Consider the following 25,878-nt stretch of genomic DNA (forward strand, 5'->3'; position numbering starts at 1 on the left):
CGCCGTCGGGCTCCTGGCCCGGCGGTGCAGTGAAGCCCGGCTCGCCCCCTCCAGTGCCGCAAAGCGCACGCCGGCGGGCCGGATCGACAAACCAACCGCAACGCGAGTTGCAATCCAACCGGCCAGCGGACGCTGGCACCTAGGAATCTCAATGTCTGAAAACCAAACGGCCGCCGGCGGCATGGAATCCTTTGCCGCCCTCTTCGAGGAATCGCTGCAGAGCGCGGAGATGCGTTCCGGTGAAGTGATCACGGCCGAAGTGGTCCGCGTGGAACACAGCTTCGTCGTGGTCAATGCCGGCCTGAAGTCCGAAGCCTACATCCCCATCGAGGAATTCCGCAACGACCAGGGCGAACTCGAAGTCCAGGTCGGCGACTTCGTCTCGGTGGCGATCGACTCGATCGAGAACGGCTACGGCGACACCATCCTGTCGCGCGACAAGGCCAAGCGCCTGGCCTCGTGGCTGTCGCTCGAGCGCGCGCTCGAGTCCGGCGACTTCGTCACCGGCACCGTGTCCGGCAAGGTCAAGGGCGGCCTGACGGTGCTCGTCAACGGCATCCGCGCCTTCCTGCCCGGCTCGCTGATCGACACCCGTCCGATCAAGGACATGAGCCCGTACGAAGGCAAGACGCTCGAGTTCAAGGTCATCAAGCTCGACCGCAAGCGCAACAACGTGGTGCTGAGCCGCCGCGCCGTCGTCGAAGCCTCGATGGGCGAAGAGCGCGCCAAGCTGCTCGAGACCCTGACCGAAGGCGCGATCGTGCACGGCGTGGTCAAGAACATCACCGAGTACGGCGCGTTCGTGGACCTCGGCGGCATCGACGGCCTGCTGCACATCACCGACATGGCATGGCGCCGTGTCCGCCACCCGAGCGAAGTCGTTCAGGTCGGCCAGGAACTGACCGCCAAGGTCCTGAAGTTCGACGCCGAGAAGAACCGCGTCTCGCTGGGCCTGAAGCAGATGGGCGACGATCCGTGGGTCGGCGTCTCGCGCCGCTACCCGAACGGCACCCGCCTGTTCGGCAAGGTCACCAACATCGCCGACTACGGCGCGTTCGTCGAGATCGAGCCGGGCATCGAAGGCCTGGTGCACGTCTCCGAGATGGACTGGACCAACAAGAACGTCGCTCCCTCCAAGGTCGTGTCCCTGGGCGAGGAAGTCGAGGTCATGGTGCTCGAGATCGACGAGGACAAGCGTCGCATCTCCCTGGGCATGAAGCAGTGCAAGCCGAACCCGTGGGACGAGTTCGGCCAGAACTTCAAGCGCGGCGACCGCGTCAAGGGCCCCGTCAAGTCGATCACCGACTTCGGCGTGTTCGTGGGCCTGGCTGCCGGCATCGACGGCCTGGTGCACCTGTCCGACCTGTCGTGGAACGAGCCGGGCGAAGCCGCGGTGCGCAACTACAAGAAGGGCCAGGAAGTCGAAGCGATCGTGCTGGCCATCGACGTCGAGCGCGAGCGCATCTCCCTCGGCATCAAGCAGCTCGACGCGGACCCGTTCGGCAACTTCACCGCGGTCAATGACCGTGGCACGGTCGTCACCGGCACCGTCAAGTCGGTCGACCCGCGCGGCGCCGAAGTGCAGCTGGCCGACGACGTGATCGGCTACCTGCGCGCCTCGGAAATCTCCCGCGACCGCGTGGAAGACGCCCGCAACGTGCTGAAGGAAGGCGACCAGGTCACGGCGCTGATCATCAACGTGGATCGCAAGACCCGCAACGTGCAGCTGTCGATCAAGGCCAAGGACAACGCCGAGCAGCAGGAAGCGCTGCAGCGCCTGTCCGCCGACCGCGAGACCGCCGGCACCACCAGCCTGGGCGCGCTGCTCAAGGCCAAGCTGGGCGGCCAGGACAACGGCTGATCCCCACCCCCTTGCCCGGGCCTGATCCCTGATCTCGCCCGGGCTCCGCAGTCTCTTCCGGGGGGCTGCGATGAAGCGGCAGGACATGCCGCCGCTTCATCCCAACCCCTCGATCGCCTCGAATCCGCCGCCGCCTTCATGACCCGATCCGACCTCGTCAACGAACTGGCCGCCCGCTTCGGCCAGCTCACGCACCGCGACACCGAGTTCGCCGTGAAGACCATGCTCGACGCGATGTCCGACGCACTGGGACGAGGCCACCGCATCGAGATCCGCGGCTTCGGCAGCTTCTCGATCAACCGGCGCCCGCCGCGCATGGGCCGCAACCCGCGCTCGGGCGAGCAGGTCGTGATCCCCGAGAAACTGGTGCCGCACTTCAAGCCCGGCAAGGCGCTGCGCGAGGCGGTCGATGCGCGCACGCCACCCGATGCGGCGGAAGCCGCCGCCGCTGGCGACAAGAGCGGCGCTGCCTGAGCCCCGCGCTGCGACACCCCCTGCCCGGCGTCCCCCCGGCCGGGCGGGCCTCCCCCGGGATCCGCACCGGCAGGCGTGCAACGCGCCCGCTAGAATCGCCGCGGGAGTTGCGATGCAAGCACTGATGTGGCTCTTCCGGGCCGCCGTTTTCTTCATACTGTTCGCGTTCGCGCTGAACAACCAGCACGAGGCCACGCTGAAGTGGTTCTTCGGCTACGAGTCGCGCGCGCCGATGGTCTTCATCGTGCTGGCGGTGTTCGCCGTCGGCGCGGCCTTCGGTGCGCTGGCGATGCTGCCGAGCTGGTGGCGCCAGCGCCGCGTCGCGCGCAGCCTGGAGTCGGCCGCCGTGGCGCCGGCCCCGGTCGCCCCCGCACCCGAGACTCAGGACGGCGACGCCGCCGTCGCCGTGCCGCCGCATCCGCCCCGCGATGGACTTTGATTTCCAGTGGCTGCTGCTGGGCCTGCCGGTGGCGTTCGCGCTCGGCTGGCTGGCCTCGCGCATCGACGTGCGCCAGCTGCGCACGCAGCAGCAGAGCGCCCCGAAGGCCTACTTCAAGGGCCTGAACTTCCTGCTCAACGAGCAGCAGGACAAGGCGATCGACGCCTTCATCGCCGCGGTCCAGCACGATCCTGACACCACCGAGCTGCACTTCGCGCTCGGCAACCTGTTCCGCCGCCGCGGCGAGTACGAGCGCGCGGTGCGCGTGCACCAGCACCTGCTCGGCCGCGCCGACCTGCCGCGTGCCGAGCGCGAGCGCGCGCAGCACGCGCTGGCGCAGGACTTCCTGAAGGCCGGCCTGTTCGACCGCGCCGAGGCGGCCTACCGCGAGCTGCTCGACACCCCGTTCCGCGTCGAGGCGCTGCTCGCGCTGCTGACGCTGTACGAGCGCTCGCGCGACTGGCGCGCCGCGATCGATGCGGCCACCGACCTGGAGACGGCGGGCGCCGGCTCCTTCTCGCAGCGTGTGGCCCATTACTGGTGCGAACTCGCGCAGGAAGCCGAGGCACGCGGCGAAACCCCGGCCGCCGAGGAGGCGCTGGAACGCGCCCGCGCGGCGGCGCCCCGGGCGCCGAGGCCGGTGGTGATGCGGGGCCAGCGGCTGGCGCGCGCCGGCCGTCACGACGAGGCGATGCGCACCTGGGCGGCGCTGATTCCCGTCGATCCGGTGAGCTTCTCGCTGGTCGCCCGCGAATATGCCGCCAGCGCGGTCGAGGCGGGACAGCAGGCCGCCGCCCGGGAGACGCTGCGCCCGCTCTACGAGCGCACGCCGTCGATCGACCTGCTGCAGGCGCTGCGGCAGCTGGAGCCGCAGGCGGTGACACGCCGCGGCTGGCTGTCCGAGCACCTGGCGCAGCAGCCCTCGCTGTCGGCCGCGCTCGGCCTGCTCGACGAATCGGCAAGCGAGAGCGGCACGCTGTCGGACGCCGAGCTCCAGGGCCTGCGGCAGGTCCTCGGCAACGCGGCCAAGCCCTTGCAGCGCTACCGCTGCGCGGCCTGCGGCTTCGAGGCGCAGCACTACTTCTGGCAGTGCCCGGGCTGCCAGAGCTGGGACAGCTACCCGCCCCGGCGCATCGAGGACCTGTAGCCCGTCCCCCCTCGCCTGCACCTTCCGATCTCGGCAGGCAAGCGATCCCCGAGCGCGGCCCGGGGCACCCGGCGCCGCCGTTGCGGCTTCGCGCCATGGCCGTGAAATCGTTCGCGTGACTTCAAGTTAGGGGGCTGACTCTGCCCGCCCGGGAGCAGAGCCTGTCACAGCCCGGCGGCCCTTGCGGCTGCGGGTGGCGGCGCGACACGCGCCGCCCTCACCTCAACACGCCTCAAGGAGCCATCTCATGCTGAAGAAAGTGTGGTTTGCCCTGCTGTACGTGCTGGCCGCGAACGCCTTCGCCGCGGTCGATCTCAACAAGGCCGACCAGGCCCAGCTTGAATCGGTCAAGGGCATCGGGCCCGCAATGTCGGCCCGCATCCTCGACGAGCGCAAGAAGGGCGATTTCAAGGACTGGAACGACTTCATGGTCCGCGTGAAGGGCGTCGGCCCCGCCAACGCGGCGAAGTTCTCCGAGAGCGGAATGACGGTCAACGGCGCGGCCCTGCCGCAGGCCGCGGCACCGGCCACCGCCGCGAAGCCCGCCACCAAGCCCTAGCCGCCTCCTCGCGCCCTCGTCCCGGATGCCCCTTCGCAGGGTCATCCGGTCCCGGTCGGGCCCGCACGCCGACCGGGACGGGGCCGGCGCCCCGTCAGTCGTGCTTGCTGCCGTGCCCCCGGCCCTCGCCCTTCCCGCCCTGCTTGCCGCCGCCGGGATGCTCGTCGCGTCCCGCGCCGTGCCGGCCGTCGCGCGGCGCGGAGGCCTCGCCCTTCACGAAGTACACCGGCTGCGCGCAGGCCTCGTACTTGTGGCAGTGCTTGTCCCAGTTCTTCTCGTGCCCGGGAGGCACGCGCAGGTAGACCGGGGTGCGCTGCGGCACCGGCGCGGAGCGGACGATGACCGGCTGCGGGAAGATGAGCGCCGGCGGCGGCCCGCTGCCGATGTCCACGCGGCCGTAGAGCCCGGGCTGGTTCACGCTGATGGACACGCCCACCTGGGCCTGGGCTGCCGCCGCGGCCAGCAAGGCCAGGGCGGCAAGGATCTGACTGGATTTCATGCGAGGGCTCCTTCTCCGCCCCGCTGCCGCAACACGGGCGGCCGCGGGACCCCTTGCGCCAGAGTCTAGCGACGGCACGCATGTCCCCGGACACCTTCCCCAGGGAAGATGTATCTCCATGTCACAGGCAGGCTCAGCCCGCTTCGTAGACGATCGCGGCACGTCCCTCGTGCGCGGCACGCTTCCAGCGCGACAGCGCCTCGTCGCTCGGGTAGAAGCGCGCCTCGTCGCCGAGGTCGAGCTCGCCGCAGGCGCGCTCGCGCGCGAGCTGCAGCCGGATGCCCAGGCCCTGCACCAGCTCGCCCTGCTCGGTCTCGATGCGCCGCGCCGGAAACTCCTGCAACAACTGGCCGACCGGCGGGGCCGAGCCATTGACCGCGAGGCGCAGGAACTTGCCGAAGCGGCAGCGCGCCTCGGCGAGGCTCCAGACCTGCTGCACGTTCAGCCGCAGCCCGCCCGAGAAGCGGTCCGGCTGCACCTTGCCCTGCACGATCATCAGCTCGTCGTCCTTGAACAGTTCCTTGTTCGCGTCGATCAGATCGTCGCTCGCCACCGCCTCGATCTGCTCGCTCTTGTCGTCGAGCTTGAAGATCGCCACCCGCCCGCGCTGGCCGTTGACCATGCGCAAGTCGCTGACGATGCCGACGACGAGCTGCGGCTCCCGGCTGTCGGCCAGATCCGAGATGCGGCGCTTGGCGAACTGTCGCACCTCGGGCTCGTACTCGTCGAACAGGTGGCCCGACAGGTAGAAGCCGATCGCCACCTTCTCGAAGGTCAGCCGCTCCTTGATGCTCCAGGGCGGCACCGTGACAAGGTCCGGCTCCTGGGTCGAGGAGCCGTGGTCGTCCGGCCCGAAGTCGAACAGGCCGCCCTGGTCGGCGTGCGCCGCCTGGGTGACGGCATAGTCGAAGGCCAGCCCGATGCTCGCCACCAGCGCGGCACGCTCCGGGTGGAGCTTGTCGAAGGCGCCGGCCCGGATCAGTGCCTCGACCGTGCGCTTGTTGATGCGGCTGCGGTCCACGCGGGCGCAGAAGTCGAACAGGCTCCTGAACGGCCCGCCCTCGGCGCGCGCCTGCTCGATCGCCTCGATCGCGCTCTGGCCGGTGCCCTTGACGGCGCCCAGCCCGTAGCGCACCACCTTGTCGGCGACCGGCTCGAAGCAGTAGGTGCCGGTGTTGACGTCCGGCATCTCGAAGCGGATGCCGAGGTTGACCGCATCGTCGTAGAAGACCTTGAGCTTGTCGGTGTCGTCGAGCGCGATGCTCATGTTGGCCGCGACGAACTCGGCCAGGTAGTGCACCTTCAGCCAGGCGGTGTGGTAGGCCAGCAGCGCGTAGGCGGCGGCGTGCGACTTGTTGAAGCCGTAGCCCGCGAACTTCTCCATCAGGTCGAAGATCTCGTTGGCCAGCTCCGGCTTGATGTCGTTCTTCGCCGCACCCTCGGCGAAGATCAGCCGGTGCTTGGCCATCTCCTCGGCCTTCTTCTTGCCCATCGCGCGGCGCAAGAGATCCGCGCCGCCGAGCGAGTAGCCGCCCAGGCGCTGCGCGACCTGCATCACCTGCTCCTGGTAGACCATGATGCCGTAGGTCTCCTTGAGCACCTCCTCCATCAGCGGGTGCGGATAGGTGACTTCCTCGCGACCGTGCTTGCGCGCACAGAAGGTGGGGATCAGGTCCATCGGGCCCGGGCGATAGAGCGCCACCAGCGCGATGATGTCCTCGAAGACGCTCGGCTTGGCGTCTCGCAGCATCCCCTGCATGCCGCGGCTTTCCAGCTGGAACACCGCGACCGTCTTGCCCTCGGACAGCAGCTGGTAGGAGGCCCGGTCGTTGAGCGGGATCTTCGCGAAGTCGAAGTCCTTCTGGTCCGGGTGACGCTTGACGATGAATTCCTTGGCCTTCTCCAGGATGGTCAGCGTCGCCAGGCCCAGGAAGTCGAACTTCACCAGGCCGATCGCCTCGACGTCGTCCTTGTCGTACTGGCTCACCGCCGAGTCGCTGCCGGGCTGCATGTACAGCGGGCAGAAGTCGGTGATCTTGCCCGGCGCGATCAGCACGCCGCCGGCGTGCATGCCGATGTTGCGCACCATGCCTTCCACCCGCATCGCGAGCGACAGCAGCTCGGCGACTTCTTCTTCCGCCTGCTCGCGCTGCTCGAGCTCGGGCGCCTCCTTGCGGGCGTAGATGATGCCGCCGTCGGGCTTCTCGGGCACCTTGGCCAGCGTCACCGTCTTGCCCGGCGGCGCGGGGATGAGCTTGGCGATGCTGTCGACATGGCCGTAGCCCATGCCGAGCACGCGGCCCACGTCGCGCAGCGCGGCCTTGGCGGCCATCGTGCCGAAGGTGGCGATCTGCGACACGGCCTCGCGGCCGTACTTGTCCTTGACGTAGTCGATCACCCGGTCGCGGTTGCCCTGGCAGAAGTCGACGTCGAAGTCGGGCATCGAGACCCGGTCGGGGTTCAGGAAACGCTCGAACAGCAGGTTGTAGCGCAGCGGATCCAGATCCGTGATCTTGAGCGCGTAGGCGACGAGCGAGCCGGCGCCCGAGCCCCGGCCCGGGCCGACCGGGCAGCCGTTGTTCTTGGCCCAGTTGATGAAGTCCGCGACGATCAGGAAGTAGCCGGGGAAGCCCATCTTCAGGATCGTGTTGATCTCGAAGTCGAGCCGCTCCACATAGGCCGGGCGCTGGCGCTCGCGCTCGGCCTCGTCCGGGTAGAGCTGCTCGAGGCGCTCCTTCAGGCCCTCGTGCGAGGCATAGCGGAAATACTCCTCGGGCGACAGGTGCCGCCCGTCGACCTCGGGCGTCGGGAAGGCCGGCAGCTGCGGCTTCCCCAGCACCAGCGTCAGGTTGCAGCGCTTGGCGATCTCGACGCTGTTGGCGAGCGCGCTCGGCAGGTCGGCGAACAGCGCCTCCATCTCGGCCTGGCTCTTGAAGTACTGCTCGCGGGTGAAGCGCTTGATGCGCTTCGGGTTGGTCAGCGTCTCGCCCTCGGCGATGCACACGCGCGCCTCGTGCGCCTCGAAGTCCTCCGGCGTCTGGAACTGCACCGGGTGGGTCGCGACCACCGGCAGGCCGAGCTTCGCGGCCAGCGGCACCGCGGCGCGCAGGTGCGGCTCGTTGCTCGCGTGGCCGGCACGCTGCAGCTCGACGTAGAAGCGCCCCGGGAACCACTCGGCGAGGCGGCGCGCCTGCGCCTCGGCGCGCTGCGCATCGCGCGCCATCAGCGCCTGCCCGACGCACCCTTGCTCGGCACCGCTCAGCACGATCAGCCCCTCCCCCAGCTCCTGCAGCCACTCCCAGCGCAGGCAGGCGTGGCCGCGACCGTCATGCTGCGTCCAGGCACGCGCCAGCAGCTCGCACAGGTTCAGGTAGCCGGTGCGGTCCTGGATCAGCAGCAGCAGGCGCGAGGGCTGCTTCTCGCCGCCCTCGGGCTGCATCCAGACGTCGGCGCCGATGATCGGCTTCACGCCCTTGCGGCGCGCGGCGTTGTAGAACTTGATCGCGCCGAACAGGTTGGACAGGTCGGTGATCGCGAGCGCAGGCTGGCGGTCGTCGGCAGCCGCATCGACGACGTCGTCGATGCGCAGCGTGCCGTCGACGACGGAAAACTCGGTGTGGGTTCGCAGGTGGATGAAGGGCATTCCCCGGATTGTAGAAAGCGGGGCTTCCTACAATCCGCGCGTGAACTCGATCCTGAACATTTCCGCGTACAAGTTCGTCACCTTGGCCGACACGGCCGGGCTGCGCGAGCGCATCCTGGCCGAGGCGGCGGCCCGCGAGCTGAAAGGCACGGTGCTGCTGGCCGAGGAGGGAATCAACCTCTTCCTCGCCGGGACCGCCGACGCGGTGCGCGGCTGGGTCGACTGGCTGCGCGCGGACGCGCGCTTCGCCGACCTCGCGCCGAAGGAGAGCTGGTCCGCGACGGTCCCGTTCCGCAAGCTGCTGGTGAAGGTCAAGCGCGAGATCATCCGCATGAACCACCCGGCGATCCGCCCCGACGCCGCGCCGCGCGCGCCGGCGCTGCCCGCGGCGACGCTGGCGCGCTGGCTGGCGCAGGGGCACGACGACGCGGGCCGCCCGGTGGTGACGCTCGACACGCGCAACGCCTTCGAGGTCGACTACGGCACCTTCGAGGGCGCGATCGACTGGCGCATCACGAAGTTCACCGAGTTCCCGGACGCGGTGATGGCGCACCGTGAGGAGCTCGCCGGCAAGACGGTGGTGAGCTTCTGCACCGGCGGCATCCGCTGCGAGAAGGCGGCGATCTACCTGCAGCAGGCCGGCGTCGAGAACGTCTGGCAGCTCGAGGGCGGCATCCTGAAGTACTTCGAGGAGACCGGCGGGCCGCACTACCGCGGCGGCTGCTTCGTGTTCGACGAGCGCGAGGCGCTCGGCCACCGGCTGGAGCCGGCGAAGGACGGCGGCGAGCCGCAGGCCTGACCGCACTCGGCTGAGGGGGAGCGATGCCGCCCGCAGCGCAGCCCGCGATGCCGGCTCCTCAGGCCTTCAGCACCGCCAGCACCTCGGAATGGAACTCGCGCTGGTAGAGCACGTAGACCACGCCCGCGGTGCCGAGCACGAACCACAGCGGCGAGACGAACCAGCCGAGCACCGCGAAGGCCATGTAGTAGGCGCGCAGCCCGTCGTTGAAGGCCTCGGCCGCCATGCCGACGACACGCCCGGCCCGGTTCGCGAAGTCCTCCGCGGACACCTCGCCCGCCTCGAAGGCCTTGCGGTCCGGGGCGGAGGCCACCATCAGCGCGCCGAAGGTGTACTGGCGCAGCGACCAGGTGAAGCGGAAGAAGGCGTAGACGAACACGCCGGTCAGCACGACGAGCTTCAGGTCGAACACCAGCACCGAGGTACGCGCGGCGAAGGGCAGCTCGCCCACGAGCTCGGTCGCCTTGTCGGTGGTGCCGAGCACCGCGAGCAGGCCGCCGATGATCAGGATCGTCGTGGACGCGAAGAAGGACGGGCTGGTGGACAGGTTCTGCACCACCTGCCCGTCCACCACCCGGTTCTCGCGCTCGGCCACGCGCAGCATCCACAGCCGGCGGTAGAAATTGGTGGTCGCGAGCAGTGTCTGCTCGCTCTGGCCGCGCCGCCGCGCGAACCACGCATACCCTGCCCAGCCGACGAAGAAGGCGGCAAGCGCGAGCCAGTCGGCCAGCGGCATCACCGCCAGCAGCTTCAGTGCGATGTCCATGAGCGGGCACTTTAACAAGCGCCCGGCCCGCCGCCGCCGCTCAGCGCCGGCCCGACGCGCCCGGTGCGAGGTCGAAGACGATGACCTCGGCGTCCCGCCCACCGTCCAGCCGCAGCAACGCCTCGCCCTGCAGCTTCGCGGCGTCGCCCGTCTCGAGCGCCACGCCGTTGACCGACACGCTGCCGCGCGCGACATGCACGTAGGCAAGGCGCTGCGGGTCGAGCGCCAGCTCGGCCTGCTCGGCGCCGTCGAACAGGCCGACGTACATCGAGGCGTCCGCGTGCAGCCTCACCGAGCCCTCGCGGCCGTCGGGCGACGCGACGAGGCGCAGCCGGCCGCGCTTGTCCTCCGCGGGAAAGTCCTTCTGCTCGTAGCCGGGCTCGACGCCGCGGCGGTCCGGCTCGATCCAGATCTGCAGGAAGTGGGTGGTCTGCGTCACCGCGCGGTTGTACTCGCTGTGCAGGATGCCGCGTCCGGCGCTCATGCGCTGCACCTCGCCGGGACGGATCGTCGCGCCGTTGCCGATCGAGTCCTGGTGGCCGAGCTCGCCGTCGAGCACGTAGGAGATGATCTCCATGTCACGGTGTCCGTGCGTGCCGAAGCCGCGGCCCGGGGCCACCCGGTCCTCGTTGATGACGCGAAGGTTCCCCCAGCCCATGTGGGCCGGGTCGTGGTAGTCGGCGAAGGAGAAGCTGTGGAAGCTCTTGAGCCAGCCATGGTCGGCGTAGCCACGTTCAACGGATTTGCGCAGGGTGATCATTCGGTCTCTCCGGTCTTTGCTTCGGCCCTGCGGACAATGTAGGCGCGCCGGACGCTTCCATCGAGAGAAGGGCCTTGATGGCATCATTCAAAGTCCTTGAAGGACGAGCCCGATGAACGAGCGCCGCAGCGTGCTGACCCCCGATGCCCTGACGATGATGGATGCGATCGCGCGCACCGGCAGCTTCGCCGCGGCCGCGCGCGAGATCGGCAAGGTGCCGTCAGCGCTGACCTACAGCGTGCGCCAGCTCGAGGAGGCGCTCGACGTGCTGCTGTTCGACCGCCGCTCGCGCCAGGCACGGCTGACCGCCGCGGGCGAGGAGCTGCTGCACGAGGGCCGGCGCCTGCTGCAGGAGATCGACGCGGTGGCCAACCGCGTCCAGCGCGTTGCCACCGGCTGGGAGACGCAGCTGACGATCGCAGTGGACAACGCAATGGCCATGGGCCCGCTGCTCGAGCTGGTCGAGGCCTTCTACGCGACGCCGTCGAGCCTGCCCGCGCCGGGCGGCAGCCGGAAGGCACTCGGGCCGCCCACGCGGCTGAAGCTGCGCAACGAGGTGCTGTCCGGCACCTGGGAGGCCCTGCTGTCGGGCCAGGCCGACCTCGCGATCGGCACCTCGGGCGAGGCCGCTCCCTCGGTGCGCTCGGAGCTGCTCGGCGAACTGCCCTTCGTCTTCGTCGTCGCCCCGCACCATCCGCTCGCCGCCGCCCCGGAGCCGCTCTCGCCCACCGAGATCGCCGCGCACCGCATCATCGCGGTGGCCGACACCGCGCGCGAGCTCGCGCCGCTGACGATCGGCGTGCTGCCGGGGCAGGACGTGCTGACGATGCCGACGCTGTCCGCGAAGCTCGAGGCGCAGCTGCGCGGGCTCGGCTGCGGCTCGCTGCCGGAGCCCTTGGTGCGCCGCCACGTGCAGGCCGGCCGCCTGGTGGTGAAGGCGACCGAGGCGGTGCGGCCGCCGATCCGCGTGCACTACGCCTGGCGGCAGGCCGCGGGGCGGCCGGGGCTGGCGCTGGCCTGGTGGCTGGACCAGCTGCGCAGCCCGGCGACGCGCCGCGCGCTGCTCGAGCAGCACGAGGGGCTGATCCTGTGAGCGGCGCAAGCTACACCGGGCGCTTCGCGCCCTCGCCCACCGGGCCGCTGCATGCCGGCTCGCTGGTCGCGGCGCTCGCGAGCTGGCTCGACGCGCGCGCGCACGGCGGGCGCTGGCTGGTGCGCATCGAGGACGTCGACACGCCGCGCTGCGTGCCGGGCGCCGACGAACTCATCCTGAAGCAGCTCGCCGCCTGCGGGCTGCTGCCCGACGAGCCGCCGGTGTGGCAGTCGCGGCGCGGGGATCTCTACCAGGCCGCGCTCGAGCGGCTGCTTTCCTCGGGCTGGGCCTATCCCTGCGGCTGCTCGCGGCGCGACATCGAGGCGGCGGCGCAGGCGCGGGGCCTGGCGCGCTCGCGCCACGGCGAGCGCATCTACCCCGGCACCTGCCGGCCGGCGCGTGGCGGCCTGCACGGCCGCGAGGGCCGCTCGGTGCGGCTGCTTGCGGCGCCCTCGCCCGACGCGCCTGAAAACGCGCCGCTGTGGATCGAGTGGCAGGACCGCCGGCTCGGGCCGCAGCGCCAGGACGTGGCGGCCGAGGTCGGCGACTTCGTGCTCAGGCGCGCCGACGGGCTGTGGGCCTACCAGCTCGCGGTGGTGGTGGACGACGCGCTGCAGGGCGTCAGCGACGTGGTGCGCGGCGAGGACCTCGCGGACAACACGCCGCGCCAGATCCACCTGCAGCGCCGCCTCGGGCTGCCGACGCCGCGCTACCTGCACACGCCGCTGGTGCTGGGCGCGAACGGCGAGAAGCTGTCGAAGCAGAACGGCGCCGCGGCACTGGAACTGGACGATCCGGTCGAAGCCTTGGCGCAGGCCGGCCGGGCCCTGGGACTGCCGCCGCTCGCACCCGCCGCGTCGGCAGCGGAATGGCTGGCGAAGGCGGTGGCGGCGTGGCAGGCGCGCTGGCGGGTGCGGGACGGGGTCTAGCGGTGCGGCACGGCGGCCAGGGTGCGGCCTGCCGCACGGTGTCGTCGCGCACCGGGGACCGGGAACGACCCCGGTCTCGGGTCGCGTCGCTGCGGGACGCGACCCCGGAAATCGGGCAAGGGCCGAGGGCCGGGGCCTCGCCGGGGCGCGGCCCCGGTGGGGCGCTGCCGCATGCGAGGCGGGCGCACTCAGCGCCGCGCCATGTCGTCGACCTGGGCGTACAGCTCGTCGATCGTCGCGGCGAGGTCGATCAGGCGCAGCTCGGCATTGCGCAGTTCGCGCCCGAGCATCGAGAGGGCCTCGGCCATCTCGGGGGACGGCGCCTGGCTGGCCATCGCGACGGCGGCCTTGGGCAGGGCGCTAGCGTCGAACAGCGCGGGACGGGCCAATTTCGGCAGGCCGCGCTCTTCGCGGTAGCGCACCAGATCGATCACGGCGCAGGCATTGGTGGTCATGGAATCTCCCAGAGAAGCCACGTCGGTTTTCAGACGTGCCAGTTGATTGTGCGACTTCCCGCTACACGCCACACACAAATGATGCAGCAAAGTAACGATTAATTCACACTTTGCCCGGGCATGGTATTTGCCACTTCCGCGCGTCCATGTTAATAGTGTAGGTATTACACGCCACTTGGAGCCCTCCAGGCGCCGCGAGAACGCCCCGTCTCGCCCCTGCGGTTTCAGATCTTCAGCAGGTGCTCGCGGTAGTAGAGCAGCTCGTCGATCGACTCGTGGATGTCGGCGAGCGCCGTGTGCTTCTGCGCCTTCTTGAAGCCGCCCATCACCTCGGGCTTCCAGCGCTTGCCGAGCTCCTTGAGCGTGCTGACGTCGAGGTTGCGGTAGTGGAAGAAGGCCTCGAGCTGCGGCATGTAGTTGGCGAGGAAGCGCCGGTCCTGGCAGATCGAGTTGCCGCACATCGGCGAGGTGGACTTGGGCACGTAGGCGCGCAGGAACTCGATCACCCGCGCCTGCGCCTCGTCCTCGGTGACGGTGGAGGCCTTCACGCGCTCGATCAGGCCGCTCCTGCCGTGGGTCCCCTTGTTCCAGGCGTCCATGCCGTCGAGCAGCGCGTCGCTCTGGTGCACGGCGAACACCGGGCCCTCGACGCGCACCGACAGCTGCGCATCGGTGACGACGACGGCCACCTCGATGATGCGGTCGGTGGCGGGGTTGAGCCCGGTCATCTCCAGGTCGATCCAGATCAGGTTCTGGTCGCTCGAGGCGAGCGCGGGGGCGGCAGGGGGCGTGAGGGTCATGAAGGCTCCTTTTTTCAGGCGGCGATTCTCGGCGATCTCCCGGCATCGGGGGCAAGCGGGACGCCCGCGCGTCGCCCCCGGGCGCTGCGCCTACACTGAGGCCCCATGGAATCGACCCTGCTCATGATGGCCTTCGCGGCCGCCCTGCTCGCCTCGGTGGCGCTCAAGCACTGGCTCGCCGGGCGCCAGATGCGCCATATCGCGCAGCACCGCCACGCGGTGCCGGCCTCCTTCGCGGCCACCGTGTCGCTCGCCGCGCACCAGAAGGCGGCCGACTACAGCATCGCGAAGCTGCGCTTCGGCATGCTCGCGAGCACCTTCTCCGCCGCGGTGCTGCTCGGCTGGACGCTGCTCGGCGGGCTCGACGCGCTCAACAGCGTGGTGCGCGACGCGGTGCAGCCGCGCTTCGGCGACATGGCCTACCAGCTCGCGCTGCTCGGCGCCTTCGCCGCGATCGGCGGCCTGCTCGAGCTGCCCTTCGAGATCTGGAGCACCTTCCGCCTCGAGCAGCGCTTCGGCTTCAACCGCATCACCCCGAAGCTCTTCGTTGCCGACCTGCTCAAGGGCCTGGTGGTCGGCACGCTGCTCGGCCTGCCGATCGCCGCGCTGATCCTGTGGCTGATGGGCGCGGCCGGCAGCCTCTGGTGGCTGTGGGCCTGGGGCGCCTGGGTGGGCTTCAACCTGCTGATGCTGGTGATCTTCCCGACCGTGATCGCGCCGCTCTTCAACAAGTTCGAGCCGCTGCAGGACGAGGCGCTCAAGGCGCGCGTCGAGGCGCTGATGAGCCGCTGCGGCTTCGCCGCGAAGGGCCTGTTCGTGATGGACGGCAGCCGCCGCTCGGCGCACGCCAACGCCTACTTCACCGGCTTCGGCGCCGCCAAGCGCGTGGTGTTCTTCGACACGCTGCTCGCGCGCCTGTCGCCGGCGGAGGTCGAGGCGGTGCTCGCGCACGAGCTCGGCCACTTCCGCCACCGCCACGTGCTCAAGCGCATCGCGATGATCTTCGGCGTGAGCCTGCTCGGCTTCGCGCTGCTCGGCTGGCTGTCCAACCAGGTCTGGTTCTACACCGGCCTCGGGGTGCGGCCGAACATGGAGGCGCCCAACGACGCGCTGGCGCTGCTGCTGTTCATGCTCGCCGGCCCGGTGTTCATGTACTTCGTGTCGCCGCTGATGGCGACGCTGTCGCGGCGCCACGAGTTCGAGGCCGACGCCTACGCCTGCGCGCAGGCCGACGGCCGCCATCTGGCCGGCGCGCTGCTCAAGCTCTACGAGGACAACGCCTCGACGCTGACGCCGGACCCGCTGTACGTGCGCTTCTACTACTCGCACCCGCCCGCCACCGAGCGGCTGGCGGCGATGCGGCGGCTGAGCGCCGCCTCCAGCGCCGCGGCGGCCGCATGAGCCGCCACGTCGAGCTCGATGTCGGGCTGGTGGTGGCCGGCCACGGCCGCCACTACATCGTCGAGACGCCGGAGGGTCGGCGCATCCCCTGCCATCCGCGCGGCAAGAAGAGCGACTGCGTGGTCGGCGACCGCGTGCGCTGGCAGCCGACCAACGTCGCCGGCGACGAGGGCGTGATCGAGCAGGTGGAGCCTCGGCGCAACCTGCTGTTCCGCCAGGACGAGTGGAAGACGAAGTCCTTCGCCGCCAACCTCGACCAGCTGCTGGTGCTGGTGGCGTCGGAGCCGGTGTTCAGCGAGTCGCAGCTCAGCCGCGCGCTGATCGCTGCCGAGTCGGCCGGCATCCCGGCGCTGATCGCGCTCAACAAGATCGACCTGCCGGCCGCCGACGCGGCACGGGAGCGGCTCGCGCCCTACCGCGCGATGGGCTACGAGCTGCTCGAGGTGGCGCTCAAGGCACGGCCCGACGAGTCCCGGGCACTGCTCGGGCCGCGCCTGCACGGGCGCAGCACGCTGGTGCTCGGCCCCTCGGGCACGGGCAAGAGCACGCTGATCAACCTGATGGTGCCGGCCGCCACGGCGCAGGTCGGCGAGATCTCGCAGGCGCTGAACTCGGGCCGCCACACCACCACCTCGACGCAGTGGTACTGGATGGACGAGGCGCACGAGAGCGGGCTGATCGACTCGCCGGGCTTCCAGGAGTTCGGGCTGCGGCAGATCGAGCCGGCCGAGCTGCCGCGCCTGATGCCCGACATCGCCGCGCACACCGCGGGCTGCCGCTTCTACAACTGCACCCACCGGCACGAGCCGGGCTGCGCGGTGCGCGCGGCGCTGGAACGCGGCGAGATCACGCCCTCGCGCATGCGCATCTACGAGGAGATCGCGGACGAGCTGGCGCAGCGGCGCTGGTGAGAAACGCGCCGGGGACGCGCCCGGGCGCCTCAGCCGATCAGGTTCGCCAGCGACAGCAGCGCCAGCAGCAGCATCCACAGCACCACCGAGCGCCACACCAGCCCGACGATCGAGCGCAGGTGCGCGCCCTCGGGCGGCAGCCCGCCGGTGGAGCCGGCGGCCGCCATCGTCTCGGCGGCGGCGCCGCTCTCGAAGGTCTTGGTGCGGTCCACCGTCAGCGCCGGCGCGCTGTCGCCGCCGAGGCGCACGCCGACCGCGCCGGAGGCGGCCGCAAGCAGGATGCCGTCGTTGCCGTGCCGCCACAGCCCGGCATAGCGCCGCCAGCTGTCGACCGCCTCCTCGAAGTTGCCGACCACCGCGAAGCCGAAGGCCGTCATGCGGGCCGGGATGTGGTCGAGCCAGGCGAAGAGCTGCGCGGCGATGTCCTTGAGCCGCTCGTTGATCGGCACGCCCGCGGTGCGGCTGCGGTAGGACCAGTAGCGGCTGGAGAACTCGGCCATGCGGTAGAGCACCGCGCCGGCCGGGCCGGCGCCGAGCGAGGCGAGCACGACGAACCAGAAGAACACGCCGAACACGTGCCGGTGCGCCGCGAGCAGCGAATGCTCGATCACGTGACGCAGCAGCTCGGTGCGCGGCAGCTCGCTCGCGTCGAGATGGCGCCACTCGGCCAGCAGCGCCCGCGCGCTCGTCTCGTCGCCGCGCTCGAGCGCGTCGCGGATGTCGGTGAAGTAGTGGCTGAACTGCCGGAAGCCGAGCGTGAGGTAGAGCACCAGCACGTTCCACGCGAGCGCGAGCAGGCTGCTGTGCGGGTCGAGCAGCTCGTGCACGCCCCAGGCCAGCAGCGTCGGCACCGCGACCGTGACCCCCCACACCACCCAGGCGTGCGCCTCGCGGCCCGCGTCGAAGTTGCGCCCCGTCCAGTGCACCCAGCCGACCAGCGCTTCATGGACCCAGTTGCCGCCACGCAGGGGCTTGAGCTGCTCGATCAGCAGGGCAAACAGCACGGAGAAGAAACTCATGGCCGGATGATACCGACGCGTCCGCTTACAGCATCAGGAAGCGATAGAGGTTGCGCAGCATCGCGGCGGTCGCGCCCCAGATGAAGTAGCGGTGGCGCCCGGCCCCGCCGTCCTCGTGCGGCCAGGGCATCGACAGGAACTCGCGCCGGCCGCCCTCGAACTCGAAGACATGGCGGCGGTGGTGCGCCGGCTGCATCAGGAAGGCGAGCGGCACCTCGAACACCTCGTCGACCTCGAAGGGGTCGGGGCGCAGCTCGAAGCCCGGCCGCACCAGCGCCACCACCGGCGTGACGACGAAGGCCGTCACGGTCGTGTAGGGCGGCATCGTGCCGATCACCTCGACATGGCGGCGATCCAGGCCGGTCTCCTCCTCGGCCTCGCGCAGCGCGGTGGCGGCGGCGTCGGCGTCCTGCGGCTCGCTGCGCCCGCCGGGAAAGCTGATCTGCCCGGCATGGGCGCGCAGGTGCGCGGTGCGCTGCGTCAGCAGCACCGTGGGCTGCTCGCGCAGCACGATCGGCACCAGCACCGCGGCGGGGACCGGCGGCCGGTCGTACAGGCGCGGCTCGGCGGCGAGCTCCGGCTGCCAGTCGGCGGGCGGATGGCGGAAGCGCTCGCGCAGCGCGTCGGGCTGCAGGCGCTCGGCCGGCACCGGCGGCAGGTGCGTGTCGGTGCCGAGCACCGGCACGCTGCGGGGATCGGTGATCAGCGCCATGGGAGACGATCAGGAGCCCAAAGAAAAAACCGCCGCGGCGCGAGGCACACGGCGGTTTGCGTCGACACCCGCGGGGCGGGCATCGGGGACCGGAAGGCGGCCGTCCGGATCAGGACAGCTTTTCCTTGATGCGTGCCGACTTGCCGCTGCGCTGGCGCAGGTAGTAGAGCTTGGCGCGGCGCACGTCACCACGGCGCTTGACCTCGATCGAGGCGATCAGCGGGCTGTAGAGCTGGAAGGTCCGCTCGACGCCTTCGCCGCTGGAGATCTTGCGCACGATGAAGCTGGAGTTCAGGCCGCGGTTGCGCTTGGCGATCACGACGCCCTCGTAGGCCTGCACGCGCTTGCGGGTGCCTTCGACGACGTTGACGTTGACGATCACCGTGTCGCCGGGGGCGAACGCGGGGATGGTCTTGTTCAGACGCGCGATTTCTTCCTGCTCGAGTTGAGCGATCAAATCCATGGTTTTCTCCTGGGATCGTGTCGGAGGCTTCTGAGTGCGGCAGGCAATGCCCGCCATGTAAAGCGAGGGGACGCCGCGGTCGGCGCCCAAGAAAATTCCCCGCTTCGTGCTCCGCCAGAGGATCGAAAAGCCTTCGATTATAGCCCAAGCGTGGCGAGGTAGCGTTCGTCGGCCTTGCTCAGGCGTCCCGCGGCGCGCGCGGCCTCGATCAGCTCGGGCCGCCGCTCGGCGGTGATGCGCAGCGACTGCTCGCGCCGCCAGCGCGCGATGTCCGCATGATGGCCCGACAGCAGCACCGGCGGCACCGGCCGCGGGCCCTCGGGCGTGTCGAGCACCTCGGGGCGGCTGAAGTGCGGGCAGTCGAGCAGCCCCTCGGAGAAGCTGTCCTGCACGTGCGACTGCGCGTCGTTGAGCACGCCGGGCTGCAGCCGCGTCACCGCGTCGAGCAGCGCGAGCGCCGGCAGCTCGCCGCCGGAGAGCACAAAGTCGCCGAGGCTCAGCTCGAGCTCGACATGGCGGTCGACGAAGCGCTGATCAACCCCCTCGTAGCGGCCGCACAGCAGCGTCGCGCCCGGGCCCTGCGCGAACTCGCGCACGAGCGCCTGGTCGATGCGCCGCCCAGTCGGCGTGAACAGCACCAGCGGCGTCGCCGGATACCCGGCCTCGGCCTGCGAGGCGCGGATCGCCGCGAGCGAGCGCTCGAGCGGCTCGGCCAGCATCACCATGCCGGGCCCGCCCCCGTAGGGACGGTCGTCGACGCGGCGGTAGTTGTCGTCGGCGAAGTCGCGCAGCTGCCATAGGCGCACGTCGACCTGCCGGCTCTCGTAGGCGCGACGCGTCACGCCCTGCGTCAGGAAGGGCGCGAACAGGTCGGGGAAGAGCGTGATGACGTCGAAGCGCATCGGGATCGGGGACCGGCTCGAAGGGCCGGCGGCACCGGCGAGGCGCCGCGCCGGCTCAGTAGTCCAGGCCCCAGTCGACCGTGATGCGCCGCTCGGGCAGGCTCACCTGGTCGATGTAGGCGCCGACGAAGGGGATCAGGCGCTCGACCGGCGGCTTGCCGGCCTCGGCCGGCTCGCCGAGCACGCGCAGCACCGAGTGGGCGCCGGTGTCGAGCATCTCGGCGACGGTGCCGAGCGTCTCGCCTTCGCGGTTCACGACCGTCAGGCCGATCAGGTCGACCCAGTAGTACTCGTCCTCGGCAGCTGCGGGGAAGCTCGCGCGCGACACGAAGATGCGCGCGCCCCGGAGCGCCTCGGCGGCGTTGCGGTCCGGGATCTCCCGGGCGCTGGCGACGATCCCGTCGCCATGCTCGCGCACGGCGGTGATCCTGATTTGTGCGGGGAACGGCGCGCCGGGCACCGGCGGCCGGTTCTCGGCCGGCTGGAGAAACCAGCGGCGCGAGGAGAACAGGGCCTGGGGATCGCTGGAATAGGACTGGACCTTGATCCAGCCCTTCACGCCCCAGGCGTCGAGCACGCGCCCGACCTCGACCGCATCCTCGGGCCAGGACGGCTCGACCTGGGAATCGGAGGTGCTCATCGCGAGGTCAGGCGGGTGTCGAGGACGGGTCTCAGGCCGCGGCGACCTGGGACTGGGCCTGCTTGACCAGGCGGGCGACGGTCGGCGACATCTGCGCGCCGACGCCGGTCCAGTAGGCCAGGCGGTCGTGCGACAGACGCAGGCTCTCGGCGGCGCCGGAAGCCACCGGGTTGTAGAAGCCGACGCGCTCGAGGAAGCGGCCGTCGCGGCGGTTGCGCGAGTCGGCGACGACGATGTTGTAGAAGGGGCGCTTCTTGGAGCCGCCGCGGTTGAGTCGAATGACGACCATGCTGTTTCCTTTGAATCTCTTTAGCGACCACCGCACCAGGAGACACTCAGGCGCGAAGAATCCGGTTCCTCCCGCAAAGTAGATACGCACGGCCACCCGGCCACGCCATTGCGGAAAAGCCCTCGATTATATGACGGAGAGCGAAGCCCTGCGAAGCGCTGCGGCAGTCCCTGCGCCGCGACCCCTGCCGCACTACAGTTGCCGACCATGAGCATCGCCCGCAGCGCCCCCTCCATGCCCGCCCGCTACAAGTCCAAGACGCTCGCGACCTGGCTCGCCTTCCTCGGCGGCGGCCTCGGGCTGCACCGCTTCTACCTGCATGGCGCGGGCGACCCCCTCGGCTGGCTGCACCCGCTGCCGACGCTGCTCGGGCTGCTCGGCGTGTGGCGACTGCGCGAGTTCGGGCAGGACGACCGCCTGTCGTGGCTGCTGATCCCGCTGCTCGGGCTGATGCTGGCCGCGACGATGCTCGTCGCGATCGTCTACGGCCTCACGCCCGACGAGAAGTGGAACGCGCGCCACAACCCCGGCGGGCGCGAGCACCGCACCGGCTGGCTGGCGATCATCGGCGTGGTGGCGGCGCTGATGGTGGGCGCGGGCATCCTGATGGCCACCCTCGCCTTCGGGCTGCAGCACTTCTTCGAGTGGCAGTTCGAGGAGGCGCGGCGCATCAGCCAGTGAGGGCCGCGCTCTCAGGAGTTCTTCAGCACGATACCCTCGATCAGCGTCGCCACGTCCTCGCAGCGGTCCGAGATCGACTCGAGCCGCTCGTAGATCGCCTTGAGCTTGATCAATTCGCGCACGTCCGGCTCCTCGCGGAACAGGCGCGACATCGCGGCGTTCATCACGCGGTCGGCGTCCGATTCGAGCCGGTCGATCTCCTCGCAGGTCTTCAGCGCGCCCTCGGCCACCTCGGGACGGTCGAGGCCCGGCAGCAGCGCCACCGCGTCGCGCACGCGCTCGCAGCAGCGCGCGCTGAGCTCGGCAAGGTGCACCACCTCGCCGGTCATCTCGCGCACATCGTAGAGCGACATCGTCTCGGTGACGTCGCGCAGCAGGTCGAGGATGTCGTCCATCGCGTTGATCAGCGCGTGGATCTGCTCGCGCCCGAGCGGCGGGATCAGGCTCTTGTGCAGCCGGTGGTTGACGTCGGCGGTGATGCGGTCGGCCAGGCGCTCGGCAGCGTCCACCTCGGCGGCGTGGCGCTTGCGCAGCGCCGGGTCGTCGTAGTTGTGGACCATCGCGATGAAGGCCCGCGAGCCGTCGACGATGGCCTCTCCATGCTGCTTGAAGAGCTCGAAGAAGTGGCTGTCGCGGGGCAACAGCTTGCCGAAGATCATGAGGGAAGGCATCGGGGGTGCGGGACCGTCTGCCGCAGGGGGCATCCGGAACAGGGATGCAACGATTGTGGCAGTCGGGCCGCGGCGCGACAGTGCGCGACGCGGCAGCCCTACTGCCTTGTCAGGCCGAGCGGAAGATGAAGTAGACCGCCCCCACCAGGCACAGCGCGGCCCACAGGTAGTCGAGCTTGAGCGGCTGCTTCATGTAGAGCACCGCGAAGGGCACGAAGACGAGCAGCGTGAGGACCTCCTGCGTGATCTTCAGCTGCGCCAGCGTGAACGCGCCGCTGGCGTGCCCGATGCGGTTGGCCGGCACCTGCAGCAGGTACTCCGCCAGCGCGATGCCCCAGCTCACGAGCGCCGCCACCCACCAGGGGCGGTCGGCGAGGTTCTTCAGGTGGCCGTACCACGCGAAGGTCATGAAGACGTTCGAGAGCAGGAGCAGACCGACCGTCTGCAGCGACACCGGCAGCGCGCTCACCGCCTCACTCCCAGTCCAGCCCGGCCGGCGCGATCGCCTGGTCGCGGATCGCGGCGGCGAGCGCGTGCACCGGCCCGTGCCCCGGCAGCTCGAGCGCGGGCGCGAGCTCGGCGAGCGGCACCAGCACGAAGGCGCGCTCGTGCAGGCGCGGGTGCGGCAGCACGAGGCGCGCGGTGTCGAGCCGCGTGTCGCCGTGCAGCAGCAGGTCGAGGTCGAGCGTGCGCGGCGCGTTGCGGTAGGGACGCTCGCGGCCGTGCGCGAGCTCCAGCGCCTGCAGCGCGTCGAGCAGCTCGACGGGGCCGAGCGGCGTGTCGAGCGCGGCCACCGCGTTCAGGTAGTCGGGCCCGCCGGCGTCGACCGGCGCGGTGCGGTAGAGCCGCGACAGGCGCAGCGTGGCGCCGCCCGGCAGCGCGCGCAGGCTGCGCGCCGCGGCGCGCAGTGTCGCGGGCGCGTCGCCGAGGTTCGCGCCGAGGCCGACGTAGGCGCGCGCCGGCGTGCCCTGCACGGCGCTCATTCCGCGGCGGCGCCCGGGGCCTCGGGCTGGCCCGCGCCCTCGCCCGCCGGCTTGCGGCGGCGACGGCGGCGCTTCTTGGCCGGGTCGCTGCCGCCCGCCGAGCCGCCGGTGCGGCGCGCCTGCTCCTGCTCGCGCGCCTCGTCCATCAGCTCGCGGCGGCGCGGCTGCTCGGCCAGCGAGAAGTCCTCCCACCAGGCCGCCAGCTCGCCGTCGATCTCGCCGGCGTCGGCGCGCAGGCGCAGGAAGTCGAAGCCGGCGCGGAAGCGCGGCTGCTCGACCAGCGTGAACGGACCGTTGCCGGTGCGGCGCTCGAAGCGCGGCTGCATCATCCAGATCTCGCGCATGTCGGCGGCGAGCTTGCCGCGGCCGGAGATGTCGCCGATGCGCGCGTCGAACACCTCGTCGATCGCGGTCTGCAGCGCCTGGAAGGCCGGCTCGCCCGAGGCCTTGTGGCGCTCCCAGCCCTCGAGCACGTCGTGCCACAGCATGCACGCGAGCATGAAGCTCGGCGCCACCGGCTTGTCCTCCGACACGCGGCGGTCGGTGTCGGCGAGCGCGAGCTGCACGAACTTCTCGCGCCCGTCGTGGCGCTGCTGCTCGTCGAGCACCACGTCGAGCACCGGGAACACGCCGCGGTGCAGGCCCTGCTTGCGCAGCTCCTCGAGGCTCGCGAGCGCGTGGCCCGTCTGCAGCAGCTTGATCATCTCGTCGAACATGCGCGAGATCGGCACGTTGTCCAGCAGCGCCGCCATGCGCTGGATCGGCTCGCGCGTCTTGGGCTCGATGTCGAAGCCGAGCTTCGCGGCGAAGCGCACGACGCGGATGATGCGCACCGGGTCCTCCCGGTAGCGCGTCTCGGGGTCGCCGATCATGCGCAGCAGCCGGGCCTTCGCGTCGCGGATGCCGTTGTGGTAGTCCACGACGATCTCGGTCTGCGGGTCGTAGTACATCGCGTTGATCGTGAAGTCGCGGCGCGCCGCGTCCTCGTCCTGCGGGCCCCAGACGTTGTCGCGCAGCACGCGACCGCTTGCGTCCACCACGTGACTCTTGCCGGCGAGCTCGGATTTCGACGTCTTCTCGTTGCCCGCGACCTGCTCGGCCGCCGAGGCGTCGAGGTAGGCGCGGAAGGTCGAGACCTCGATCACCTCGTGCTCGCGACCGCGGCCGTGGACCACGTGCACGATGCGGAAGCGCCGGCCGATGATGAAGGCGCGGCGGAACAGGCCCTTGACCTGCTCGGGCGTGGCGTTGGTGGCGACGTCGAAGTCCTTCGGGCGCAGGCCCTGGATCAGGTCGCGCACCGCGCCGCCGACGATGTAGGCCTCGTAGCCCGCGTCCTTGAGCGTCTGCACCACCTTGACCGCGCGCTCGTCGACGAGCTTCGGGTCGATCCCGTGCTCGGACTTCGGCACCTCCACGCGCTTGCCGCGCGCCGGCTGCGCCACGATGGCGGGCGGCTCGCTGCCGCGGTTGCCGAACAGCCTATCGATGAATTTCTTGATCATTGAACAGTTTCAGGATGCGCCAGCCGCGCTCGCGGGCGACGGTTTCGAGCGTCGGGGACGGGTTGGTGGCGACCGGGTCGGTTGCGCGCTCCAGCAGCGGCAGGTCGTTGGGCGAGTCGCTGTAGAAGCTGATGCGCCCGAAGTCCTCCCAGCGCGCGCCGAGCTGCGCCAGCCACTGCTCCACGCGGGTGATCTTGCCGCCCTGGTAGGACGGCACGCCACGGATGCGGCCCGTGATGGTACCCGCCTCGTCGCGTTCGAGCTCGGTGGCGAGCAGGTGCTCGACGCCGAAGGCCCGCGCCACCGGCGCCGTGACGAACTCGTTGGTGGCGGTGACGATCGCGATCAGGTCGCCGCGCGCACGGTGCTCCTCGACCAGCGCCAGCGCCTGGGGCTTGAGCTGCGGCGCGATCACCTCCTGCATGAAGCGCTGCTGCACCTGCTGCTGCTCGGCGGCAGGGCGGCCGCGCCAGGCGGAGGTCGCGAAGTCGATGTAGGCGTGCACGTCGAGACGGCTGGCGAGGTACTGCTGGTAGAACTCGTCGTTGCGGCGGCGGAACTCCCCGCCGTCGGCCCAGCCGATGTCGACCAGGAAGGCCCCGAAGGCATGGTCCGAGTCGAGCGGCAGCAGCGTGTGGTCGAGGTCGAACAGGCACAGGTCGCGAGCAGTTTTCATGCGCCCCCCTCCGCCATCATGCGCCGCAGCAGCGGCACGCTCACCGAGCGTTTCTCGGCCAGTGCGAAGCGGTCGAGCCGCTCGAGCAGCTCCATCAGGCTGCCCAGGTCGCGCGCAAAGCGCGTCAGCAAATAAGTCATCACCTCGTCCGAAAGAAAGATGCCGCGCCGGTCGGCCTCGCGCCGCAGCACCGCGCGGCAGTCGCCCTCGGGGAGCGGCATCAGATGGAACACATGCCCCCAGCCGAGGCGGGAGCGCAGGTCGTCGCGCAGCGGCAGGTCCACCGGCGGCAGCGCGCCGGCGCTCGCCACCAGCGTGCCGTGCGTGGTGGCCTCGATGAACAGCGCGAACGCCGCCTGCTGCTGCACCGCGTCGAAGGCGTCGCAGTCGTCGAGCACCAGCAGCCGCCAGCCCTCGTGGAAGGTCCAGGGCTGCGGCGCCGCCGCGTCGAACCAGCCGACCTGCGCGCCCTCGGCATGCATCTGCTGTGCCAGCGCGCGCAGCAGGTGCGTCTTGCCGCTGCCCGCCTCGCCCCAGAGGTACAGCGGCGTCGGCGGCGCGTCGACGTGCAGGCCGCGCAGGTGCCCGACCGCCTCGGCATTCGGCCCGGCGAAGAAGCTGTCGAAGCCCGGATCCAGGTCGAGTTCGAGTCCGAGCGGGATCTGTCGCATCGAGACGTCCGTGCGCATCAGCCGCGTCGGGGCCCACCGCCCCGGCAGACCCGGCCCCGCCGGCAGGCCCTGCGCACGCACGCCGCTCGCGCCCGCGGGCGGGCCGCGACGGCGATCGTCAGTCCGGCGG

29 protein-coding genes are annotated in these 25,878 nt (G+C 70.7%); 11 read left to right on the top strand and 18 right to left on the bottom strand.

The window, feature by feature from the left end; translation table 11 throughout:
* Positions 1 to 151: 151 nt before the first annotated feature.
* The 5 genes from rpsA to D3A59_RS00910 all read left to right on the top strand — a co-directional run bounded on the left by rpsA (position 152) and on the right by D3A59_RS00910 (position 4,480).
* On the top strand, positions 152 to 1,861 hold the full coding sequence (gene rpsA, locus D3A59_RS00890; RefSeq protein WP_205665066.1) for a 30S ribosomal protein S1: 1,710 nt from the start codon (positions 152 to 154) through the stop codon (positions 1,859 to 1,861).
* Positions 1,862 to 1,999: 138 nt separating this feature from the next.
* Positions 2,000 to 2,335 carry an integration host factor subunit beta gene (locus tag D3A59_RS00895; protein WP_119153047.1) on the top strand — a complete coding sequence of 112 codons (336 nt, stop codon included), beginning with the start codon at positions 2,000 to 2,002 and terminating at the stop codon, positions 2,333 to 2,335.
* Positions 2,336 to 2,447: 112 nt separating this feature from the next.
* A complete protein-coding gene (locus D3A59_RS00900) occupies positions 2,448 to 2,774 on the top strand; it encodes a LapA family protein (protein WP_119153048.1) in 327 nt (108 codons plus the stop codon).
* Positions 2,764 to 3,921 (top strand): lipopolysaccharide assembly protein LapB, encoded by a 1,158-nt coding sequence (gene lapB / locus D3A59_RS00905; RefSeq protein WP_119153049.1) that lies wholly within the window; start codon positions 2,764 to 2,766, stop codon positions 3,919 to 3,921. The genes D3A59_RS00900 and lapB overlap by 11 nt, the downstream gene beginning before the upstream one ends.
* Positions 3,922 to 4,168: 247 nt before the next feature.
* Positions 4,169 to 4,480, top strand: a complete 312-nt coding sequence (locus D3A59_RS00910) for a ComEA family DNA-binding protein (protein WP_119153050.1) — start codon at positions 4,169 to 4,171, stop codon at positions 4,478 to 4,480.
* Between the two features lie 94 nt (positions 4,481 to 4,574).
* Here the strand turns inward: D3A59_RS00910 and D3A59_RS00915 are convergent, their stop codons facing one another.
* Positions 4,575 to 4,979 carry a hypothetical protein gene (locus tag D3A59_RS00915; protein ID WP_119153051.1) on the bottom strand — a complete coding sequence of 135 codons (405 nt, stop codon included), beginning with the start codon at positions 4,977 to 4,979 and terminating at the stop codon, positions 4,575 to 4,577.
* 133 nt (positions 4,980 to 5,112) lie between these two features.
* Positions 5,113 to 8,622, bottom strand: coding sequence for a DNA polymerase III subunit alpha (dnaE, locus tag D3A59_RS00920; RefSeq protein ID WP_119153052.1), 3,510 nt, complete (start codon positions 8,620 to 8,622; stop codon positions 5,113 to 5,115).
* Positions 8,623 to 8,662: 40 nt separating this feature from the next.
* Between dnaE and D3A59_RS00925 the strand changes: the two genes are divergently transcribed.
* Positions 8,663 to 9,421: a sulfurtransferase gene (locus D3A59_RS00925; protein ID WP_119153053.1), complete on the top strand. Its 759-nt coding sequence runs from the start codon at positions 8,663 to 8,665 to the stop codon at positions 9,419 to 9,421.
* Between the two features lie 58 nt (positions 9,422 to 9,479).
* Here D3A59_RS00925 and D3A59_RS00930 read toward each other — a convergent pair whose 3' ends face one another.
* Positions 9,480 to 10,187 (bottom strand): DUF599 domain-containing protein, encoded by a 708-nt coding sequence (locus tag D3A59_RS00930; protein ID WP_119153054.1) that lies wholly within the window; start codon positions 10,185 to 10,187, stop codon positions 9,480 to 9,482.
* A 40-nt stretch (positions 10,188 to 10,227) separates the two neighbouring features.
* Positions 10,228 to 10,947, bottom strand: coding sequence for a pirin family protein (locus tag D3A59_RS00935; protein WP_119153055.1), 720 nt, complete (start codon positions 10,945 to 10,947; stop codon positions 10,228 to 10,230).
* Between the two features lie 112 nt (positions 10,948 to 11,059).
* Between D3A59_RS00935 and D3A59_RS00940 the strand changes: the two genes are divergently transcribed.
* Positions 11,060 to 12,040, top strand: a complete 981-nt coding sequence (locus tag D3A59_RS00940) for a LysR family transcriptional regulator (protein WP_119153056.1) — start codon at positions 11,060 to 11,062, stop codon at positions 12,038 to 12,040.
* Positions 12,037 to 12,969, top strand: coding sequence for a tRNA glutamyl-Q(34) synthetase GluQRS (gene gluQRS / locus D3A59_RS00945; protein WP_119153057.1), 933 nt, complete (start codon positions 12,037 to 12,039; stop codon positions 12,967 to 12,969). Before D3A59_RS00940 ends, gluQRS begins: the two co-directional genes overlap by 4 nt.
* Positions 12,970 to 13,157: 188 nt before the next feature.
* Here gluQRS and D3A59_RS00950 read toward each other — a convergent pair whose 3' ends face one another.
* The gene (locus D3A59_RS00950; protein WP_119153058.1) at positions 13,158 to 13,424 is read right to left on the bottom strand and encodes a hypothetical protein; all 267 of its coding nucleotides are present in this window, start codon (positions 13,422 to 13,424) and stop codon (positions 13,158 to 13,160) included.
* 224 nt (positions 13,425 to 13,648) lie between these two features.
* Positions 13,649 to 14,224, bottom strand: a complete 576-nt coding sequence (gene orn / locus D3A59_RS00955; RefSeq protein ID WP_119153059.1) for an oligoribonuclease — start codon at positions 14,222 to 14,224, stop codon at positions 13,649 to 13,651.
* A gap of 105 nt (positions 14,225 to 14,329) precedes the next feature.
* Here orn and D3A59_RS00960 point away from each other — a divergent pair, with 105 nt between their 5' ends.
* Complete coding sequence (locus tag D3A59_RS00960) at positions 14,330 to 15,625, top strand: M48 family metallopeptidase (protein WP_119153060.1); 1,296 nt, start codon at positions 14,330 to 14,332, stop codon at positions 15,623 to 15,625.
* A complete protein-coding gene (gene rsgA / locus D3A59_RS00965) occupies positions 15,622 to 16,536 on the top strand; it encodes a ribosome small subunit-dependent GTPase A (protein ID WP_119153061.1) in 915 nt (304 codons plus the stop codon). The genes D3A59_RS00960 and rsgA overlap by 4 nt, the downstream gene beginning before the upstream one ends.
* A 29-nt stretch (positions 16,537 to 16,565) precedes the next feature.
* On the opposite strand, the gene D3A59_RS00970 is transcribed toward rsgA, so the two are convergent.
* From D3A59_RS00970 to rpsP, 6 genes are all read right to left on the bottom strand, one after another.
* Positions 16,566 to 17,555, bottom strand: a complete 990-nt coding sequence (locus D3A59_RS00970; RefSeq protein WP_119153062.1) for a CobD/CbiB family protein — start codon at positions 17,553 to 17,555, stop codon at positions 16,566 to 16,568.
* A 25-nt stretch (positions 17,556 to 17,580) separates the two neighbouring features.
* Entirely contained in the window at positions 17,581 to 18,267 is a 687-nt protein-coding gene (locus D3A59_RS00975; RefSeq protein WP_119153063.1) for a CoA pyrophosphatase, read from the bottom strand.
* Positions 18,268 to 18,376: 109 nt separating this feature from the next.
* Positions 18,377 to 18,730, bottom strand: coding sequence for a 50S ribosomal protein L19 (gene rplS, locus D3A59_RS00980; protein ID WP_119153064.1), 354 nt, complete (start codon positions 18,728 to 18,730; stop codon positions 18,377 to 18,379).
* 137 nt (positions 18,731 to 18,867) lie between these two features.
* Complete coding sequence (gene trmD, locus D3A59_RS00985; protein ID WP_119153065.1) at positions 18,868 to 19,632, bottom strand: tRNA (guanosine(37)-N1)-methyltransferase TrmD; 765 nt, start codon at positions 19,630 to 19,632, stop codon at positions 18,868 to 18,870.
* 55 nt (positions 19,633 to 19,687) lie between these two features.
* A complete protein-coding gene (gene rimM, locus D3A59_RS00990; protein WP_119153066.1) occupies positions 19,688 to 20,272 on the bottom strand; it encodes a ribosome maturation factor RimM in 585 nt (194 codons plus the stop codon).
* 31 nt (positions 20,273 to 20,303) lie between these two features.
* Positions 20,304 to 20,561 carry a 30S ribosomal protein S16 gene (gene rpsP / locus D3A59_RS00995; RefSeq protein WP_119153067.1) on the bottom strand — a complete coding sequence of 86 codons (258 nt, stop codon included), beginning with the start codon at positions 20,559 to 20,561 and terminating at the stop codon, positions 20,304 to 20,306.
* A gap of 207 nt (positions 20,562 to 20,768) precedes the next feature.
* On the opposite strand from rpsP, the gene D3A59_RS01000 reads away from it, so the two are divergent.
* Complete coding sequence (locus D3A59_RS01000; RefSeq protein ID WP_119153068.1) at positions 20,769 to 21,242, top strand: NINE protein; 474 nt, start codon at positions 20,769 to 20,771, stop codon at positions 21,240 to 21,242.
* Positions 21,243 to 21,253: 11 nt separating this feature from the next.
* Here D3A59_RS01000 and D3A59_RS01005 read toward each other — a convergent pair whose 3' ends face one another.
* From D3A59_RS01005 to hda, 6 genes are all read right to left on the bottom strand, one after another.
* Entirely contained in the window at positions 21,254 to 21,901 is a 648-nt protein-coding gene (locus D3A59_RS01005) for a DUF47 domain-containing protein (protein ID WP_119153069.1), read from the bottom strand.
* Between the two features lie 121 nt (positions 21,902 to 22,022).
* Positions 22,023 to 22,382 carry a DMT family protein gene (locus D3A59_RS01010; protein WP_119153070.1) on the bottom strand — a complete coding sequence of 120 codons (360 nt, stop codon included), beginning with the start codon at positions 22,380 to 22,382 and terminating at the stop codon, positions 22,023 to 22,025.
* A gap of 4 nt (positions 22,383 to 22,386) precedes the next feature.
* Positions 22,387 to 22,887: a 2-amino-4-hydroxy-6-hydroxymethyldihydropteridine diphosphokinase gene (gene folK, locus D3A59_RS01015; protein WP_170162265.1), complete on the bottom strand. Its 501-nt coding sequence runs from the start codon at positions 22,885 to 22,887 to the stop codon at positions 22,387 to 22,389.
* A gap of 5 nt (positions 22,888 to 22,892) precedes the next feature.
* Positions 22,893 to 24,401 carry a polynucleotide adenylyltransferase PcnB gene (pcnB, locus tag D3A59_RS01020; protein WP_119153072.1) on the bottom strand — a complete coding sequence of 503 codons (1,509 nt, stop codon included), beginning with the start codon at positions 24,399 to 24,401 and terminating at the stop codon, positions 22,893 to 22,895.
* Positions 24,379 to 25,077, bottom strand: coding sequence for a histidinol-phosphatase (locus tag D3A59_RS01025; protein WP_119153073.1), 699 nt, complete (start codon positions 25,075 to 25,077; stop codon positions 24,379 to 24,381). Before D3A59_RS01025 ends, pcnB begins: the two co-directional genes overlap by 23 nt.
* Positions 25,074 to 25,748, bottom strand: coding sequence for a DnaA regulatory inactivator Hda (hda, locus tag D3A59_RS01030; RefSeq protein WP_119153123.1), 675 nt, complete (start codon positions 25,746 to 25,748; stop codon positions 25,074 to 25,076). Before hda ends, D3A59_RS01025 begins: the two co-directional genes overlap by 4 nt.
* Positions 25,749 to 25,878 lie beyond the last annotated feature (130 nt).

The organism is Caldimonas tepidiphila (assembly GCF_003569765.1).
Classification (GTDB): domain Bacteria; phylum Pseudomonadota; class Gammaproteobacteria; order Burkholderiales; family Burkholderiaceae_C; genus Caldimonas; species Caldimonas tepidiphila.